The sequence below is a fragment of the Pseudoxanthomonas sp. PXM02 genome, assembly GCF_014851805.1.
Taxonomy (GTDB): Bacteria; Pseudomonadota; Gammaproteobacteria; order Xanthomonadales; family Xanthomonadaceae; genus Pseudoxanthomonas_A.
The window spans coordinates 416,794-433,323 of record NZ_JACVAK010000001.1 but is presented as its reverse complement, the minus strand read 5'-3'; the positions used below and the strand labels follow the sequence as shown (position 1 = coordinate 433,323).

General features: G+C 67.2%; 17 protein-coding genes. 11 read left to right on the top strand and 6 right to left on the bottom strand.

Features of this window, described 5'->3' with window-relative positions:
• Nucleotides 1-56: 56 nt before the first annotated feature.
• Complete coding sequence (locus IB225_RS01930) at nt 57-1,889, bottom strand: diguanylate cyclase (RefSeq protein WP_192309258.1); 1,833 nt, start codon at nt 1,887-1,889, stop codon at nt 57-59.
• Between the two features lie 273 nt (nt 1,890-2,162).
• On the opposite strand from IB225_RS01930, the gene IB225_RS01925 reads away from it, so the two are divergent.
• The 11 genes from IB225_RS01925 (at nt 2,163) to IB225_RS01875 (ending at nt 11,954) form a co-directional block, all read left to right on the top strand.
• Complete coding sequence (locus IB225_RS01925; RefSeq protein WP_192309257.1) at nt 2,163-2,492, top strand: YerC/YecD family TrpR-related protein; 330 nt, start codon at nt 2,163-2,165, stop codon at nt 2,490-2,492.
• Between the two features lie 8 nt (nt 2,493-2,500).
• Nucleotides 2,501-3,415, top strand: coding sequence for an ATP phosphoribosyltransferase (hisG, locus tag IB225_RS01920; RefSeq protein ID WP_192309255.1), 915 nt, complete (start codon nt 2,501-2,503; stop codon nt 3,413-3,415).
• Entirely contained in the window at nt 3,412-4,725 is a 1,314-nt protein-coding gene (gene hisD / locus IB225_RS01915) for a histidinol dehydrogenase (RefSeq protein WP_192309253.1), read from the top strand. The genes hisG and hisD overlap by 4 nt, the downstream gene beginning before the upstream one ends.
• The gene (gene hisC / locus IB225_RS01910) at nt 4,722-5,804 is read left to right on the top strand and encodes a histidinol-phosphate transaminase (protein ID WP_192309251.1); all 1,083 of its coding nucleotides are present in this window, start codon (nt 4,722-4,724) and stop codon (nt 5,802-5,804) included. Before hisD ends, hisC begins: the two co-directional genes overlap by 4 nt.
• Nucleotides 5,801-6,874, top strand: a complete 1,074-nt coding sequence (hisB, locus tag IB225_RS01905) for a bifunctional histidinol-phosphatase/imidazoleglycerol-phosphate dehydratase HisB (RefSeq protein WP_192309249.1) — start codon at nt 5,801-5,803, stop codon at nt 6,872-6,874. Before hisC ends, hisB begins: the two co-directional genes overlap by 4 nt.
• Nucleotides 6,874-7,473, top strand: a complete 600-nt coding sequence (gene hisH, locus IB225_RS01900; protein WP_192309247.1) for an imidazole glycerol phosphate synthase subunit HisH — start codon at nt 6,874-6,876, stop codon at nt 7,471-7,473. The genes hisB and hisH overlap by 1 nt, the downstream gene beginning before the upstream one ends.
• Nucleotides 7,470-8,207 (top strand): 1-(5-phosphoribosyl)-5-[(5-phosphoribosylamino)methylideneamino]imidazole-4-carboxamide isomerase, encoded by a 738-nt coding sequence (hisA, locus tag IB225_RS01895; RefSeq protein ID WP_192309245.1) that lies wholly within the window; start codon nt 7,470-7,472, stop codon nt 8,205-8,207. Before hisH ends, hisA begins: the two co-directional genes overlap by 4 nt.
• The gene (gene hisF, locus IB225_RS01890) at nt 8,201-8,977 is read left to right on the top strand and encodes an imidazole glycerol phosphate synthase subunit HisF (protein WP_192309243.1); all 777 of its coding nucleotides are present in this window, start codon (nt 8,201-8,203) and stop codon (nt 8,975-8,977) included. The genes hisA and hisF overlap by 7 nt, the downstream gene beginning before the upstream one ends.
• Nucleotides 8,967-9,593 (top strand): bifunctional phosphoribosyl-AMP cyclohydrolase/phosphoribosyl-ATP diphosphatase HisIE, encoded by a 627-nt coding sequence (gene hisIE / locus IB225_RS01885; RefSeq protein WP_192309241.1) that lies wholly within the window; start codon nt 8,967-8,969, stop codon nt 9,591-9,593. Before hisF ends, hisIE begins: the two co-directional genes overlap by 11 nt.
• Nucleotides 9,594-9,807: 214 nt before the next feature.
• A complete protein-coding gene (locus tag IB225_RS01880; RefSeq protein ID WP_192310814.1) occupies nt 9,808-11,370 on the top strand; it encodes a calcineurin-like phosphoesterase C-terminal domain-containing protein in 1,563 nt (520 codons plus the stop codon).
• A 2-nt stretch (nt 11,371-11,372) separates the two neighbouring features.
• The gene (locus IB225_RS01875; protein WP_192309239.1) at nt 11,373-11,954 is read left to right on the top strand and encodes a YdeI/OmpD-associated family protein; all 582 of its coding nucleotides are present in this window, start codon (nt 11,373-11,375) and stop codon (nt 11,952-11,954) included.
• A gap of 164 nt (nt 11,955-12,118) precedes the next feature.
• Here IB225_RS01875 and IB225_RS01870 read toward each other — a convergent pair whose 3' ends face one another.
• The 5 genes from IB225_RS01870 to IB225_RS01850 all read right to left on the bottom strand — a co-directional run bounded on the left by IB225_RS01870 (nt 12,119) and on the right by IB225_RS01850 (nt 16,503).
• On the bottom strand, nt 12,119-13,000 hold the full coding sequence (locus IB225_RS01870) for an EamA family transporter (RefSeq protein ID WP_192309237.1): 882 nt from the start codon (nt 12,998-13,000) through the stop codon (nt 12,119-12,121).
• Nucleotides 12,997-13,701: an acireductone synthase gene (gene mtnC / locus IB225_RS01865; RefSeq protein WP_192309235.1), complete on the bottom strand. Its 705-nt coding sequence runs from the start codon at nt 13,699-13,701 to the stop codon at nt 12,997-12,999. The genes IB225_RS01870 and mtnC overlap by 4 nt, the downstream gene beginning before the upstream one ends.
• A 34-nt stretch (nt 13,702-13,735) precedes the next feature.
• Nucleotides 13,736-14,296 (bottom strand): acireductone dioxygenase, encoded by a 561-nt coding sequence (locus tag IB225_RS01860; RefSeq protein WP_192309233.1) that lies wholly within the window; start codon nt 14,294-14,296, stop codon nt 13,736-13,738.
• A 95-nt stretch (nt 14,297-14,391) separates the two neighbouring features.
• Nucleotides 14,392-15,039, bottom strand: coding sequence for a methylthioribulose 1-phosphate dehydratase (locus IB225_RS01855; RefSeq protein ID WP_192309231.1), 648 nt, complete (start codon nt 15,037-15,039; stop codon nt 14,392-14,394).
• A 33-nt stretch (nt 15,040-15,072) separates the two neighbouring features.
• Entirely contained in the window at nt 15,073-16,503 is a 1,431-nt protein-coding gene (locus tag IB225_RS01850; RefSeq protein ID WP_192309229.1) for an amino acid permease, read from the bottom strand.
• Nucleotides 16,504-16,530: the final 27 nt, after the last annotated feature.

Genomic DNA, 16,530 nt, shown 5'->3' with positions numbered 1-16,530 from the left:
CGAGCTTTTTAAAGCTATCGCGACTTACGTCGCTCCCACACCTGAGATCCCCAGTCCTACAGCGTCCTTACGCAATCCCGCCCTTCGGCCTTGGCGGCATACAGCGCCTGGTCGGCCACCTGCAACGCAGACTCCAGGCTGTCGCGGGCTTCCAGGTCGACGCAGTGCACGCCGATGCTGGCCGAGACCGCGATCTCCAGTTCACCGCTGCGGCATGGCTGCGCACGCAGTGCCTGGCGCAGTTCTTCGGCGACCACGCTGGCTTCGCCCAGGCCCATGCCGGGCAGGGCGGCGATGAACTCCTCACCGCCGAATCGCGCCAGCAGCGCGCCGTGCGGGCGCAGCGTCTCGGCCAGTGTGTTCGACGTGCAGCGCAGGCAGTCGTCGCCGACCAGGTGGCCGTAGGTGTCGTTGATGCGTTTGAAGTGGTCCAGGTCGATCATCAGCAGCGAGATCGGCCGTTGCGAGTTGCGCGACTGCGACAGCAGGTGCTCGAAGGCTTCGCGGAAATGCGTGCGGTTGTAGAGATCAGTCAGGCCGTCGAGGCGGCTGGATTCGCGCAGCCGGTGGTGAGCGCTCTCCAGTTCCGACATCGCCTGGCGCAGTTCGCCGGTCCGCTCGATCACCTGCGCTTCGAGCGAATTCTTGGCATCGCGCACGATGCGTTCGTTCTCGTTGCGCAGGGCGGCGTAGCGGTAACCCAGCGCCACCGACAGCAGCAGCATTTCCAGCGCCGAACCGATCTGCACGCCGTACTCGGTCAGGAAGGTCTTGGGCAGCAGGCCGAACGCCAATGCCACGAAGATGCCGGTGCCCAACAGGAACATCGCCCAGGCCAGCAGGAACACCTTCGCCGGCCGGTAGCCGGTGCGCACCACCATCAGCGTGATCACCGCGATCCAGACGATGCTGGGGAACACCGCCGCCGAAGCGATCGGCGTGGCCACGTGGTACGGCAGCTGGGTCGCCGCAATGCCGAGCAGCACGAAGAAGCCGATGATCGCCTTGCTGATGCGGTCGCCCAGCCGCCATCGCGTGCCCAGGTCCAGGAACGTACGCGAGAACTGCTGCATGCCGATCTGCGCCAGGCAGACCGACAGCGGTACCGATTTGTCCGCCAGCCAGGTGGAATGCGGCCACAGGTACTCGAAGCCCAGGCCGTTGAGGGTGAACAGCACCAGCCCGAACGCGCTGATGTGGAACAGGTACCAGAAGTAGCTGCCGTCGCGCAGCACCAGCCACAGCACCAGGTTGTAGAAGAACAGCGCCAGCAGGATGCCGTAGTAGATGCCGATGCCCAACTGGCCATCGCGCGACAGTTCGGCGAAGGCGGCGGGCGTGTACAGGAACAGCGGCACCTGCATCGAGCTCTGGCTCTGCACGCGCACGATCAGGTCGACCTGTTGGCCCGTCGGCAGGTCGAGCCAGAAGTTGGGATGGCGATAGCGGACGCTGCGCTGTTCGAACGGAAAGGTGTCGCCGCCGACGTGGTGTACCGTGCGGCCGTCGGGGTAGCGCGCATACACGTCGATGCGGTCGCTCAGGGCGTACTGCTGTACCAGCAGCCAGCGCTGCTCGCGTGCGTTTTCGTTCGTCACGGCCACGTGGAACCAGAACGCGCCGGTCTGGAAGCCGAATGACGCATCGCCATTGGGGAGCGGACCGAAACGCCCGGCGTCGAGCAGGCGCTTCGCGTCGGCAAGCGTCGCGCTGCCGCCGGCGTCGTGCAGGTAGGTGGTCTGCGGCGCCAGCGGCAGGTAGCTGGCGTCGGTGGCGATCCGGGCGGGCGTGTCGGCGGCGGCCAGCAGGGGAAGGAACGCCAGCAACAGGAAGCACACGCGGGCAGCGAGCCGGCGGCCCATGCGGAGTGCGTTTCGCGGTGACTGCATGCCCGTCCCCCCCGGGTGGCCCTCAGGGCCGTCGGAGTCTCCGGTCCGGCGTTCAGGCGTCCTTGGCAGTGTACTCATCGTCCGTGTCCGCTCCAGTCCATCGCGGTCCCCCGTGCTGTCCTGCCCAAGACAACGCAATCCGCGCCCGTATCCAGACAGTGCGGTTCAGGCAACGCGATCCAGCAAGGGGCGCGGCCCGGATGACGGCGGCTTGACGCTCCGCAGCAATCGCATTAATGTACTAGCGCATTAATACATTGGATGACCCTTCCCGTGAAGCGCCGTTCCCCCAACGAAGACTCGGATACCGCCGCCGGCCCGCTGCTCGCGCTGTCCGACGCCCTGGCCGCGCTGGGCCAGGCGGATGAGGTGCGGGCGTTTCTGGAAGACCTCTGCACGCCGGCGGAGCTGGAAGCCATGTCCGACCGCTGGCGGGTGGTGCCCCTGCTGTTGAAGGGGGTCCCTTACCGCGAGATCCATGACCTGACCCAGGTCAGCGTGACCACCATCGGCCGCGTCGCCCGCACGCTGGAACGCGGCGCCGGCGGTTACGCCACCGCCGTCCAGCGCCAGCAGGCCGCGACGGCTTCCGCTTCCCACTGAGTTCTCCCATGAGTCCCTCCCTGACCCCCGCGACGCGCGAGCGTCTGCGCATCGCCATCCAGAAGAGCGGTCGGCTGGCCGAGCCTGCGCGCACCTTGTTGGCTGCCTGTGGCCTGAGCTGGCGCGAGAGCCGCGACAAGCTGTTCTGCTACGGCGAATCCCTGCCGGTCGACCTGCTGCTGGTCCGCGACGACGACATCCCCGGGCTGATCGCCGATGGCGTCTGCGATTTCGGCATTGTCGGCCGCAACGAACTGGACGAGCAGGCCGGCGAGCGTGCCCTCAACGGCTTGCCGCCCGCCTATCGCGAACTGCGCCCGCTGGGTTTCGGCAGTTGCCGTCTGATGCTGGCCATCCCGGAGAGCTGGGAGTGGGAAGGTCCGCAGCAGCTGCAGGGCCTGCGCATCGCCACCAGCTATCCGTCGGTTCTGCGCCAGTGGCTGCAGGCGCGCGGCATCGACGCTGCGGTGGTCGAACTGTCCGGTTCGGTGGAGATCGCGCCGAAGCTCGGCACGGCCGACCTGATCTGCGATCTGGTATCGAGCGGCGCGACGCTCGCCGCCAACCAGCTGAAGCCGGTTGAAACCCTGCTCGACAGCGAGGCGGTGCTGGCAGGACCGGCACGCGAGTTCGACGACGCCCGCGCCGGTCTGGCCGACATGCTGCTGCGCCGTCTGGACGGCGTGCTGAAGCTGAAGGACAGCAAGCTACTGATGTTCCGCGCCGAGCGTGACACCGTGCCGGCCCTGTCGCGGCTGCTGGGCGACAGCGACGGGCTGATCACCCTGCCGGGCGGCGAGGAAGGTCCGCTGTCGCTGCAAGCGATGTGCCACGGCACGGTCACTTGGCAACGACTCGAAGAACTGCAGCGTGCCGGCGCGCAGGGTTTGATGGTGCTGTCGGTCGAGAGGTCGCTGGCATGAGCGCTTCGCCTGCACCCGTGTACGACTGGAACGCACTGGATGCGGCGGCGCGCAGCGCATTGCTGGCGCGTCCGGTGCAGACCGTGGCGCAGCGCACGCGCGAGTCCGTCGCCGCGCTGCTGGACGACGTGCAGACGCGCGGCGATGAGGCACTGCGAGAGGTCACCGCGCGTTTCGACGGCGTGGAGCTCGCCACGTTCGAAGTCAGCGCCGAGGAATTCGCCGCTGCGCACGCCGCCGTTCCCGCGGATCTGCGGCATGCGATGCAGGAGGCGGCCGAGCGCATCGAGGCGTTCCACCGCGCTGGCATGGCACAGCCGTATGCGGTGGAAACCGCTCCTGGCGTGGTCTGCGAGCGCGTGATCCGCCCGATTCCGCGCGTGGGCCTGTACGTGCCGGCCGGCAGCGCGCCGCTGCCGTCGACGGCGCTGATGCTGGGCGTCCCCGCGCGTCTGGCGGGTTGCCGCGAAGTAGTGCTGTGCACACCGCCGCGCCGCGATGGCACGGCGGATCCGGCGGTGCTGGTCGCCGCGCAACTGACCGGCGTGCGCCGCGTGTTCAAGCTGGGCGGTGCGCAGGCAATCGCGGCAATGGCGTTCGGCACCGACAGCGTGCCGGCCTGCGACAAACTGTTTGGTCCAGGCAACAGTTACGTGACCGAAGCCAAGCGGCAGGTGACGCAAACAGGCGCCGCCGCCATCGATATGCCGGCGGGTCCATCCGAAGTGCTGGTGATCGCTGATGCCGGCGCGGATGCGGGCTTTGTCGCGGCCGACCTGCTGTCGCAGGCCGAGCACGGGCCGGATTCGCAGGTGCTGCTGCTGTCCGATGACGAAGGTTTGATCGCACGGGTGCAGGCCGAACTGGCGACGCAGCTTGCCGCGCTCGACCGTGCCGATATCGCGCGGCAGGCGCTGTCGGCGTCGCGCCTGGTCAAGGTCGCTTCGCTGGATGACGCCTTCGCGATCAGCAACCGCTATGCGCCGGAACACCTGATCGTCGCGTTGCGCGAGCCGCGTGCGTGGCTGGATCGCGTGGAGGCGGCGGGTTCGGTGTTCCTCGGCGACTACACGCCGGAGGCGCTGGGCGACTACTGCAGCGGCACCAACCACGTGCTGCCCACCAGCGGTGCGGCGCGTGCCTACAGCGGCGTCAGCGTGGCCAGCTTCCAGAACTTCGTCAGCGTGCAGTCCGCCAATCGCGCGGGCATCGCCGCCATCGGTGAGTGCGCGCTGACGCTGGCGCGCGCCGAAGGACTGGATGCGCACGCCAATGCCGTTGCGCTGCGCCTGCGCAAGGCGGCCGCATGAGCGGCGTCCTGTCTCTCGTCCGTCCGGACCTGCGCGATTTCGCCGGTTACAAGTCCGCGCGCAGCGAGGCGCTGCGGGGCGATGTCTGGTTGAACGCCAACGAGTCCGCGTGGGCGAATCCTGCCGACGGACAGGGTCGCAGCCGGCGCTATCCCGATCCGCAGCCGCCAGCGTTGCGTGCGCGGTTGGCGCAACTTTATGGGGTTTCTCCGGAACAGCTGCTGGTCGGCCGCGGCAGCGACGAGGCGATCGACCTGCTGGTGCGCGCGCTGTGCGTGCCGGGTCAGGACGCGATCGTGGTGACGCCGCCGGTGTTCGGCATGTATGCGGTGTGCGCGAGGCTGCAAGGCGCCCCGATCCTCGAAGTGCCGCTGCTGGACAGCGACGACGGCCTGGTCGCCGATCTCGACGCGATCCGTGAAGCAGCGATGGGGCAGGGCGCCAAGCTGGTCTTCCTGTGCTCGCCGTCGAATCCGGCCGGTTCGGCCATTCCGCTCGACGCCATCGCGTCGCTGGCCCGCGCGTTGGAAGGCAAGGCGCTGGTCGTGGTCGACGAGGCCTATGGCGAGTTCGCCGACAGCGCATCCGCAACCACGCTGCTGACAGCGCATTCCAACATCGCCGTGCTCCGCACACTGTCCAAGGCCCATGCGCTGGCAGCGGCACGGATCGGTGTCGTGATCGGCGATGCGGACCTGATTGCCGTGCTGCAGCGCTGCCAGGCGCCGTATCCGGTGCCGACGCCATGCGCCGACCTTGCACTGGAAGGCCTGTCGGACGCCGCGCTCGCGCAGACCCGCGAGCGTGTTGCGCTGGTGCGCAGCGAGCGCGAGCGCCTGCGCACCGCACTCGAGACCACGGCCGGCGTCCGGCGCGTCTACGCGTCGCAAGGCAATTACCTGCTGGCCCGCTTCGACGACGCGGAAGGTGCTTTCCGCGCGCTGCTCGCTACCGGCGTCGTGGTCCGCGACCAGCGCGCCGCGCCGCAACTGGGCGACGCCTTGCGCATCACCATCGGGTCGCCGACCCAGAACGACCGCGTGATTGCGGCCCTCAACGCGCAGGAGCAGGCCGCGTGACGCCCATCCTTTTCATCGACCGCGACGGCACCCTGATCGAGGAGCCCGAGGACTTCCAGATCGATGCGTACGAAAAGGTGCGCTTCGTGGCCGGCGTGATCCCGGCGCTGCTGAAGTTGCGCGATGCGGGTTACCAGTTCGTCATCGTCAGCAACCAGGACGGCCTTGGCAGCGAGCAGTATCCGCGTGACAGTTTCGACGGCCCGCAGGCGCTGATGATGCAGGTGTTCGAAAGCCAGGGCATCCGCTTCCGCGAGGTGCTGATCGACGAAAGCTGGCCGCACGAGAACAAACCCACGCGCAAGCCCGGCATCGGCCTGATGGTCCCGTACCTGCAGGACCGCAGCATCGATTGGGCGCGTTCGGGCATGGTCGGCGACCGGCCGACCGACATCCAGTTCGCCGACAATCTGAAGATCCGCGGCTTTCAGTTGAAGACCGCGCAATTCGGCGGTGAGTGGGACTGGGCCGGCATCGCGCATGAACTGGCGGATGCGCCGCGCCGCGCCGTCGTCCAGCGCAACACCAAGGAGACGAAGATCCGAGTCGAAGTCGACCTGGATCGCGTCGCCGAACCGGTCGCGAAGACCGGCCTGCCGTTCTTCGACCACATGCTGGAGCAGATCGGTAAGCACGGCGGTTTCGCGCTGGACGTGCGCGCCGACGGCGACCTGCACATCGACGAGCATCACACCGTCGAGGACACCGGCCTTGCGCTGGGCCAGGCGCTGAAGGAAGCGCTGGGCGATAAGCGTGGCATCGGCCGCTACGGTTTCACGCTGCCGATGGACGAAACCTTGGCCAGCGCCGCACTCGACTTCAGCGGGCGGCCGTACTTCGTCTTCAGCGGCGAGTTCAAGCGCGAGCGCGTCGGCGACCTGCCGACCGAGCTGGTGCCGCATTTCTTCCGGTCTCTTTGCGATGCATCCGGACTGAACCTCAACCTCAAGGTGGAAGGCGACAACGACCACCACAAGGTCGAAGCCAGCTTCAAGGCGCTGGCGCGTGCGCTCCGCCAGGCCATCAAGCGCGAAGGCGCGGAACTGCCATCGACCAAGGGTGCGTTGTGATGAACGTGGTTCTGGTGGATGCCGGTGGCTCCAACATCGGGTCGGTGCGCTATGCGCTGCAGCGGCTCGGCGTCGAGGCGGAGCTGACCGGCGACGCCGATGTCATCCGTAGCGCCGACCGCGTGATCCTTCCTGGTGTGGGTGCAGCGGCGGTCTGCATGGCAAGGTTGAGGGAACTGGATCTGGTCGACGTTCTGCGGGCGTTGGACAAGCCGCTGCTGGGCGTCTGCGTCGGAGTGCAGTTGCTGTTTGCGCATTCCGAGGAGGACGACACGGAATGCCTTGGCCTGCTGCCGGAACGCGTACGCAAGCTCCCCACGGCGCCGGGGATCCGCGTGCCGCACATGGGCTGGAACACGCTGCAGCGCAACCGTGACGCGTCGCTACTTGAAGGTATCGCGGACGGTGACCATGCCTACTTCGTCCACAGCTATGCCGCACCCGTCGATGACGACTGCCTGTGCAGTAGCGAGCATGGCCAGCGCTTCGCCGCCGTCGTGCAGCGGGGCAATGTCGCGGGTGCGCAATTCCATCCCGAGCGTTCGGGCGCCGTCGGCGCGCGTCTGCTGAAGAATTTCATCGAGTACGGATTGCAATGACCGGTTTCACCGTTTATCCCGCCATCGACGTGCGCGAAGGTCGCGTCGTACGCCTGGCGCAGGGCGACTACGCCCGTGAAACGCGCTACGAAGGCGCGCCACTGGATGTCGCCTTGCGCTATGCCGTGCAGGGTGCCGAATGGCTGCATCTCGTCGATCTGGATGCCGCGCGCGCCGGCGGCTACACGCTGGCGCCGCTGCTGGTCGAGATCGCACGGCACACGCCATTGAAGGTGCAGACGGGCGGCGGCGTCCGCCAGCGCGACGACGTCGCCCGCATCCTCGATGCCGGCGCCGATCGCGTGGTTATCGGCTCGCTGTCGGTGCGCGAGCCCGACACGGTGCTGGCGTGGCTGGCCGAGTTCGGCAGTGACCGAATCACGGTGGCGCTTGACACGCGTCGTGACGGGGACGGCATCTGGCGCTTGCCGGTGCATGGCTGGACCGAGACGGCGTCGGAGACGCTGGGCGAACTGGCGACGCGCTACGCCGAGGCGGGCCTGCGCCATCTGCTGTGCACCGACATCGCCCGCGACGGCATGCTGACCGGCCCCAACCTGGACCTGTACGCGCATCTGCGTGCGACCGTGCCGGCGCTTGCCGTGCAGGCCTCGGGAGGCGTCAGTGCGGTGGTCGATATCAACGGAGCCCGCGATGCCGGCTGCGCGGGCATCGTGCTGGGGCGCGCGCTGCTGGAAGGTCGCTTCACGCTGCCGGAGGCATTGGCGTGCTGAGCCGGCGCATCATTCCGTGCCTGGACGTACGCGAGGGCCGCGTGGTGAAGGGCGTGAAGTTCCGTGACCACGTGGACATGGGCGATATCGCCGATCTCGCGTTGCGCTATCGCGACCAGGGTGCCGACGAACTGGTGTTCTACGACATCAGTGCGAGTCCGGAAGGGCGCTCCGTCGACTACGCGTGGATCGAACGGGTGTCGCGCCTGCTCGACATTCCGTTCTGCGTGGCCGGCGGCATCCGTGATGTCGACACGGCCCGGCGCGTGCTCTACAGCGGCGCCGACAAGGTGTCGGTCAACACGCCGGCGTTGGAACGGCCTGATCTGATCGGCGAGCTGGCCGAAGCGTTCGGGGTGCAGTGCGTGGTTGTCGGCGTGGACTCGATCCTGGAAGCGGATGGCGAATGGCGCGTGCGCCGCTACACCGGCGACCCGTCGAAGATGCAGGGCGCCGGCCTGCGGACGCTGGACTGGGTGTCGCAGGCGCAGGAACTGGGTGCGGGCGAGATCGTGTTGAATTGCATGGATCAGGACGGCGTGCGGCGCGGCTACGATCTGGTGCAACTGAAGGCGGTACGTTCCGTATGCGACGTGCCCCTGATCGCCTCCGGCGGTGCGGGCGAGATGGAGCATTTCGCCGACGTGTTCCTGCAGGCGGATGTCGACGGCGCACTGGCCGCCAGCGTTTTCCATAGTGGCCATATCGCGATTCCCGCGTTGAAGAGCGTATTGGCCGAGCAAGGCATCGAGGTGCGGCGTGACAACTGAGAATCAGCGGTCGGGCATCGATTCCGCTTCGCTCGACTGGAACAAGGGCGATGGCCTGCTGCCCGTCATCGTGCAGGACGCATCGAACCTGCGCGTGCTGATGCTGGGCTACATGAACCTTGAAGCGCTGGACGCGACACTGGCTAGCCGGCGCGTGACTTTTTTCAGCCGCAGCAAACAGCGCTTGTGGACCAAGGGTGAAAGCTCGGGTCATGTGCTGGAGCTCGTGTCGGTCGACGTGGATTGCGACAACGACACGCTGCTCGTGCTCGCGCAACCGCAAGGCCCGACCTGCCATCTGCAACGGCCCAGCTGCTTCCCGTCGGCGCCGTCGGCGTTCCTGTCCGAGCTGGATGCACTGGTCGAGCAGCGCGAACGCGAACGGCCGGCAGACAGCTACACCACACGCCTGTTCGAGGGCGGCGTCCGCCGTATCGCGCAGAAGGTGGGCGAGGAGGGCGTGGAGACCGCGCTCGCCGCCGTGGCGCAGGACGAAACCGCGCTGCTGGGCGAGAGTGCCGACCTGCTTTACCACTTGGCCGTGCTGCTCCGGTCCCGTGGGCTCTCGCTGGCCGACACCATTGAGGTCTTGCGCGCTCGCCATGCGTCCTCATGAGCCGGGTTCGCTTCATGTAGGAGCGAAGTAAGTCGCGATCGTGGATCAGGGGAAAACGTGGAGTTCCATCGCCCGTTGCGCTGACTCGCACTTCTTCGGCCGTGCGGTCGCGACTTACGTCGCTCCTACAGGGAAGCCGTTGCTGTCATCGCGGCTGCGCCATAATCCGTCGGTCGCCCCAGCCGGAGTTCCCGTGCGCGCATCGCTGACCGCCCTGTTGCTGGCCTGCCTGGCCGTTCCCGCCCATGCGCTGCCACCGCCCTGCAGCAGTGGCGTGGTCTTCGAGGATCGCAACGGCAACGGCGTGCGTGACGCGGGCGAACCCGGCATCCCGGGCGTCAAGGTCTCCGACGGTGCGCAAGTCGCCATCACCAACGCGCAGGGCGAGTACGATGTCCCTTACGAAGACGGGCGCACGCTGTTCGTCATCAAGCCGGCCGGCTATGACCTGTCGGTGCGGCGGGATGGGATGCCGGATTTCTGGCACAACCGGCAGTACCACAAGGGGCCGGCTTTGAAATATGGCGGCATCCCCCAGCGTCAGCCGGGCTGCAAGCATTTCGGCCTGCGTCCGCGCGAAACGACGCCGGGCGATGGTGCATTCGAAGCCTTGCTGCTCGCTGACAGCCAGACGGCATCCGTGAAGGACGTGGACTACTACTGGCGCGACATCGTGCAGCCGCTGGTCGGCAAGCACGGGGCGTCGCTGGGCCTGACGCTGGGCGACGTAACCAACGACGACCTGGCGTTGTACCCCGAGTTGCTGCGGACGACGATGAGCCTGCAGGTGCCGTGGCTGTTCATCCCCGGCAACCACGATATCGATTTCGATGCGGCGGATGACGGTGATTCATTGCGCACGTTCCGCCACCACCTGGGACCCGACACGTTCGCGTGGGAAGAAGAGGCGGTGACCTTCATCGGGCTGGACGACATCATCTACCAGCCGGGGAAATCGCCTTCCTATCTCGGAGGCCTGCGCGAGGACCAGTTCGCCTTCCTGCAGGCGTACCTGCCGACCGTCCGCAAGGACCGGCTGCTCGTGATCGGCGTGCACATCCCGTTCTTCGAAGAGGGACCGCGTGGCTTCCGTGCCGCGGACCGCGACCGGCTGTTCGCGCTGCTGAAGGATTTCCCGCACCTGTTGCTGCTGAGCGGGCATACCCATACGCAGCGGCACTGGTATCACGATGCCGCCACCGGCTGGCACGGTCTGCAGCCGTTGCACGAGTACAACGTGGGTGCCGCGTGTGGCGCCTACTGGTCGGGCGTGAAGGATGCCGAAGGCATTCCCGACACGGTCATGGCCGATGGCACCCCGAACGGCTATGCGCGGCTGCGGGTGATGGCCGGCGGCGACTACGCGTTGTCGTGGCATCCGGCACGCAGCCAGGACGAAAGCGGCATCGGCCTCCACGCGCCCAAGGTGTTGCGCAAGGGCGCGTATCCGGCGTGGGGCCTCTACGCCAACGTCTACATGGGACAGGCGGATACGCGCGTGGAGTTCCGCGTCGATGCCGGCGAATGGAAGCCGATGAAGCGTGTCGAGCAGCCGGATCCCGCGCTGCTGGCCGAGAACATGCGCGATGACCTCGCGGACGCGCTGCGCGGCTTTGACCGCTCGCCGGAAGCCGAACCCTCGCATCACCTGTGGCGCGCGGCGTTGCCGACCGACCTCGCCGAAGGCGAGCACCACGTGGAGGTTCGCGCGTTCGATCGCTGGCGTGGCGAGAAGACGGCAAGGACCACCTATCGCTTGCAGACCGCGGAGCCCTGAGCATGGCCACGCCCGACCTTCCGATCGAACATTTCGCCGACGCGGTTGCGTGGGAGCGCTGGCTGGAACAGCACCCCGATTCGGCAGGGCTATGGCTGAAGATCGCCAAGAAGGAGGCCGGCATTCCATCGGTGACCTATGCCGAAGCACTCGACGTGGCGCTGTGCCATGGCTGGATCGACGGGCAGAAGAAGGGTCTCGACGCGCAGTTCTTCCTGCAGCGCTTCACCCCGCGGCGTGCGCGCAGCACGTGGTCGAAAATCAACGTGGCCAAGATCGATGCCCTCATCGCGGCCGGACGCATGCGGCCGGCGGGATTGCGCGAAGTCGAGGTGGCAAAGGCGGACGGGCGCTGGGACGCGGCCTACGACGGCGCGAAGTCGATGGAGGTGCCGCCGGAGCTGGCGAAGGCGCTGGCGCTCGCCAAGCATCGCAAGGCGAAGGCCTTCTTCGATACGCTGGACAGGACCAATCGCTACGCCGTGTGCTGGCGCGTGCAGACAGCCGTGAAGCCGGAGACGAAGCGTGCCCGCGTCGAGAAGCTGGTCGCGATGCTCGGGCGCGGCGAGAAGATCCACGACTGAACCGCAGAAACGGAAACGCCTCCCGGCGGGAGGCGTTCTGGGACCTGGCGGGCGCGCGAAGGCTGGCGGGCGAGGTTCACGTGGCTGGCTTGCGGATGGCTGGCTGGCGACGTGGCGCGCAGTCTAGGCAATTGTCCGTGGCGATGTAGAAACGCGAATCGCTCTCATCGCGACGCGCGGCTGGCGCGCACGCTGAGCCATGCCCCCGTAAGCAGCAGCGTGATCGCGACAGCTTGTATCCAGTGCGCCTGCGCGCGTCCCGAGGCTACCAGCAGCAGGGTGGACAGCAGTGGCGCCAGATAGGACAGGCTGCCCAGCAGCGCGATGTCGCCGCGCTTGGTGCCGTGGTCCCACAGCCAGAAGGCGGCGCCCACCGGACCGACGCCCATCAGCACCAGCACGATCCATTGGCTGGTCGTCGGCACCGCGGTCTGTTCGCTGAGCAGATGCGCAACAGCCCCCAACGCGGCTACACCGGCGCAGGCGACAGTGATGGCGGCGGTGGGCACGTTGGCATAGCGTCGGTTCAGCACCGAGTACAACGACCAGATCAGCGCCGCGCCCAATGCCGCCAGATATCCGGGAACATGCGTAGGCTCGACCTGCAGGCTGCGTCCACGCGTCACCAGCAGCACGGCCGCCACCAGGCCCAGCGCCGTGCCCAGCCATTGGCCGGGACGGACCGAGACGCCGCCGATCAGCCCGGCGAACACCACGATCAGTAACGGCCACATGTAGTTCAGCAGGTTGGCTTCCACCGCCGGCGCGCGCTTCAGCGCGATGAAGTAGAGCGCGTGGTAGCCGAACAGCGCCAGCGTCGACAGCGCGAGCGCAGGCAGTGGCTGACGGAGTTCGCGCCAGCCCTCGCTACCGCGCAGCGCGGCTCGGGACAGGCCCAGCAGGGCCGCGATGCCGAAGCCGATCGCCAACACCTGGAACGGGGGCAGGCTGCCGGTGGCGGTTGTCAGCAGGGCAAGCGATGCCCACAGCAGGATCGCGACCAGGCCGACCAGTGTGGCCCGGCGCAGCGCGGCGGTGTCGCTCACGCGGCAGGCAGCGCGATGTCGGCGAAGGAGTCGACGCGTGCGTGACCGCGGGCATCGTCGCCAGTGCGCGGCTGCGGATAGTCGTCCAGCCTGTCGACCAGCCGCGTCTGCAGTCCCGCGTCGCGCGCGGCTTCGAGTTCCTCGACCACGTCGGACAGGAACAGGATCTTGTCCGGCGCCACGTCGATGCGTTCGGCGATCGTGCGGTAGCTGTCCGCGTCGCGCTTGCCGCCGATCTCGGTGTCGAACCAGCCCGAGAACAGTGGCGTCAGGTCACCCGCATCGCTGTGGCCGAAGAACAGCTTCTGCGCGGGTACCGAACCCGACGAGTACACGTACAGCGGATAACCCTGCGCATGCCACTCGCGCAGGGCGGGTGCGGCATCGGGATAGATGTGGGCGGTGAAATCGGCATCGCGGTAGCCGGCTTCCCAGATCAGTCCCTGCAGTGCCTTCAGCGCGGTGTGCTTGCGGTCCTGGTCGATCCAGCCCTGCAGCGTCTCGACGATGACGTCATCGCTGCAGATGCTGCCGTGCTCGGTGGCCACAACATCCAGCCAGCGGCGGACCTCCGGTTCCTGGCCATGCTCACGTACGAAGTCGGGCAGGGCGCGGCGCGCATACGGGAACAGCACGTCCTTCACGAACGAGATGCTGCTGGTGGTGCCTTCGATGTCGGTGAGGATCGCGGAAACGGGCATGGAACGGGATCTTCGAAAAGGAGGGCGCGCGGACTCAATGCCCGTCGGTCAGCCCGTCGTAGCGGGGGAACTGCTGGGCGAGCGTGGTGCCGGTGAAATGTCCGACCCAGCCGTCCGGCTCGGTGAAGAAGCGGATCGCGACGAAGCTGGGTTCCGGCCCCATGTCGAACCAGTGCAGGGTGCTGTCCGGCACGCCGATCAGGTCGTCCTGGACGCACTCGATTTCATAGACCTTGTCGCCGACGTGCAGCGTGAACAGTCCCGAGCCGGCGACGAAAAAACGCACTTCGTCTTCCTTGTGGTAATGCTCATCGAGGAACTTGGCGCGCATGGCCTCGCGCTGTGGGTTGTCCGGCGCGATGCTGACCACGTCGACCGTCTTGAAGCCGCGCTCCGCGACCAGCCGGTCTATGTCGGTGCGGTAGGCATCGATCACGTCTTCCGGCGGCGCGCCAGGCTCGATCGCCTTGGTCGCCTTCCAGCGTTCGAACGTCACGCCGAGCTTCTTCAGCTCGGTGGCGATGAAGTCGGGGTCGTAGCTGGCGAACTCCGGTGTGGCCGGGTCGGATTCCTTGAAGATGCGCAGGCGGCTCATGGCGGTGGCGTGAGGCGGCGAGGGGGACGCTAGGGTAGCAAACCCGGTCCCCACACCCTGTTGCAGAATCGGAACGCAGCGATAACCGGTGGTTATCAGCGACGGCAGCCGAGCTTGCGCAGCTCCAGTTCGGCGGCGAACAGGAACTCGAAGGCTTCCAGGTGGCGGCGGGCCTCGGCCATCGTGCGGCCCCAGGCGTATAGGCCGTGGCCGTCGATCAGGTAGCCCCACAGCGGTTGGTTGTCGAGCAGGGCATCCACCTGCGCGGCCAGCGTGGGCATGTCCTGGGTGTTGGCGAACACCGGCACGTCGATCGCCATCTCGTGCGTGCTGTTGCCGTGGAAGGCCTTCAGCAGTTCGAAACCTTCGAGGCGGACATGACCGGCACCGGCGAACAACCGCGAGGCGACCGTCTGCACCAGGGAATGCGTGTGCAGCACGCAACCGATCTCGGGATAACGGCGGTAGAGCTGCGTATGCAGCAGCGTTTCGGCCGATGGGCGGTGGTCGCTGCCGACGGCCTTGCCGTCGAAGTCCACCACCATGATGTCGGCCTCTACCAGCCTGCCCTTGTCACGGCCGGAGACGGTGATGGCTGCGTGTCGTTCGTCCAGCCGCTGCGAGAAGTTGCTGCTGGTGGCCGGCGTCCAGCCCAGCTGCGCCAGCTCGCGCACATTGGAAATGATGGACTGCGCGCGATCGCGCAGCTGGTCAGCGTCGTAGGGCAGGGGCGTGGCGTTCATGGCGCCATTCTACCGCCTGCCCGATGACGGGATTCAGCGCTTGTTGCGCAGGCGGCTGTGGCGGAAGCCGTAGACGAAGTAGATCAGGAAGCCGACCGCCGTCCATACGGCCATGAGCATCCAGTTGTGGGCGGTCATCGCCGACAGCAGCGCCAGGCAGCTCAGCACGCCCAGCGTGCAGACCAGCCAGGCCATCGGGATGCGGAACGGCCGCGGCAGGTCGGGCTGGGTCCGGCGCAGGACCAGTACGCCTACGCAGACCGAGGCGAAGGCGATCAGCGTGCCCATCGAGGTCAATTCGCCCAGCACGTCGAGCGGAAACAGCGCCGCCAGCAGCGCGATGCCGATACCGGTGATGACGGTGTTGATGTGCGGCGTGCGGTACTCGGGATGGATCTTGGTGAACACCGGCGGCAGCAGGCCGTCGCGGCCCATGATCATGAAGATGCGCGGTTGGCCGATGATCATCACCAGCACTACCGACGACAGGCCGATCAGCGCACCGATTTCCACGGTGATGCGCAGCCAGCCAAGCTGGGGGTGCGCCGCCACCGCGGTGACGACCGGCTCGGGAGTGCCTAACGCGGTGTAGGGCACCAGGCCCGTCATCACCGCGGCCATGCCGATGTAGAGGATGGTGCAGATCACCAGCGAGGCCAGCATGCCGATCGGCAGGTCCTTCTGCGGACGATGCGACTCCTGCGCCGCCACCGAGACGGCCTCGAAGCCGATGTACGCGAAGAACACCATCGCGGCGCCACGCAGCACGCCGTCCCAACCGAACTTGCCCGGGCCCTCATTGGCGGGGATGAACGGCTCCCAGTTGCCCGGGTCGACGTACTGCCAGCCGGCGACGATCACCAGCACGATCAGGCCGGTCTTCAGTACGACCATCGCCATGTTCATCGCCGACGACTTGCGGATGCCCACGTAGCAGAGCCAGGTCAGCAGCAGCACCAGGATGGCGGCAGGCACGTTGGCGATCGCGCCGGTGGGTCGCAACTGGGCGTCCAGTGGTGCACTGACGAAGGCCTCTGGCAAATAGATGTTGGCGTGTTCGAGGAGGCTCAGCAGGTAGCCTGTCCAGCTGACCGCCACCGCTGAGGCGGACACCCCGTATTCAAGCACCAGCATCCAGCCGATGAACCACGCCGCCAGTTCGCCCAGCGTGGCGTAGGTATAGGTGTAGGCGCTGCCGGACACCGGCACCATCGCGGCGAATTCCGCGTAGGCCAAGGCGCAGAACGTGCAGCACAGGGCAGCCAGCACGAACGACAGCATGATCGCGGGGCCCGCGTGGTTGGCGGCGGCCTGGCCGGTGATGACGAAGATGCCGCCGCCGATCACCGCGCCAATGCCGAGGGCGGTCAGGCCCCATGGGCCGAGCGTGCGGCGCAGGCTGAGGCCTTCGGCTTCATCGTGGGCGGCGTGGGGGTGCTTGGTGGCCAGGAGCTGTCGGAGCATCGTGCTGATCTCGGGACGTTATCGATG

Excerpts from the sequence above, each read along its gene's own strand:
- IB225_RS01930 (WP_192309258.1), bottom strand. The coding sequence starts at position 1,889 with ATGCAGTCACCGCGAAACGCACTCCGCATGGGCCGCCGGCTCGCTGCC.
- hisG (WP_192309255.1), top strand. The coding sequence starts at position 2,501 with ATGAGTCCCTCCCTGACCCCCGCGACGCGCGAGCGTCTGCGCATCGCC.
- hisD (WP_192309253.1), top strand. The coding sequence starts at position 3,412 with ATGAGCGCTTCGCCTGCACCCGTGTACGACTGGAACGCACTGGATGCG.
- hisC (WP_192309251.1), top strand. The coding sequence starts at position 4,722 with ATGAGCGGCGTCCTGTCTCTCGTCCGTCCGGACCTGCGCGATTTCGCC.
- hisH (WP_192309247.1), top strand. The coding sequence starts at position 6,874 with ATGAACGTGGTTCTGGTGGATGCCGGTGGCTCCAACATCGGGTCGGTG.
- hisA (WP_192309245.1), top strand. The coding sequence starts at position 7,470 with ATGACCGGTTTCACCGTTTATCCCGCCATCGACGTGCGCGAAGGTCGC.
- IB225_RS01875 (WP_192309239.1), top strand. The coding sequence starts at position 11,373 with ATGGCCACGCCCGACCTTCCGATCGAACATTTCGCCGACGCGGTTGCG.
- mtnC (WP_192309235.1), bottom strand. The coding sequence starts at position 13,701 with ATGCCCGTTTCCGCGATCCTCACCGACATCGAAGGCACCACCAGCAGC.
- IB225_RS01860 (WP_192309233.1), bottom strand. The coding sequence starts at position 14,296 with ATGAGCCGCCTGCGCATCTTCAAGGAATCCGACCCGGCCACACCGGAG.
- IB225_RS01855 (WP_192309231.1), bottom strand. The coding sequence starts at position 15,039 with ATGAACGCCACGCCCCTGCCCTACGACGCTGACCAGCTGCGCGATCGC.
- IB225_RS01850 (WP_192309229.1), bottom strand. The coding sequence starts at position 16,503 with ATGCTCCGACAGCTCCTGGCCACCAAGCACCCCCACGCCGCCCACGAT.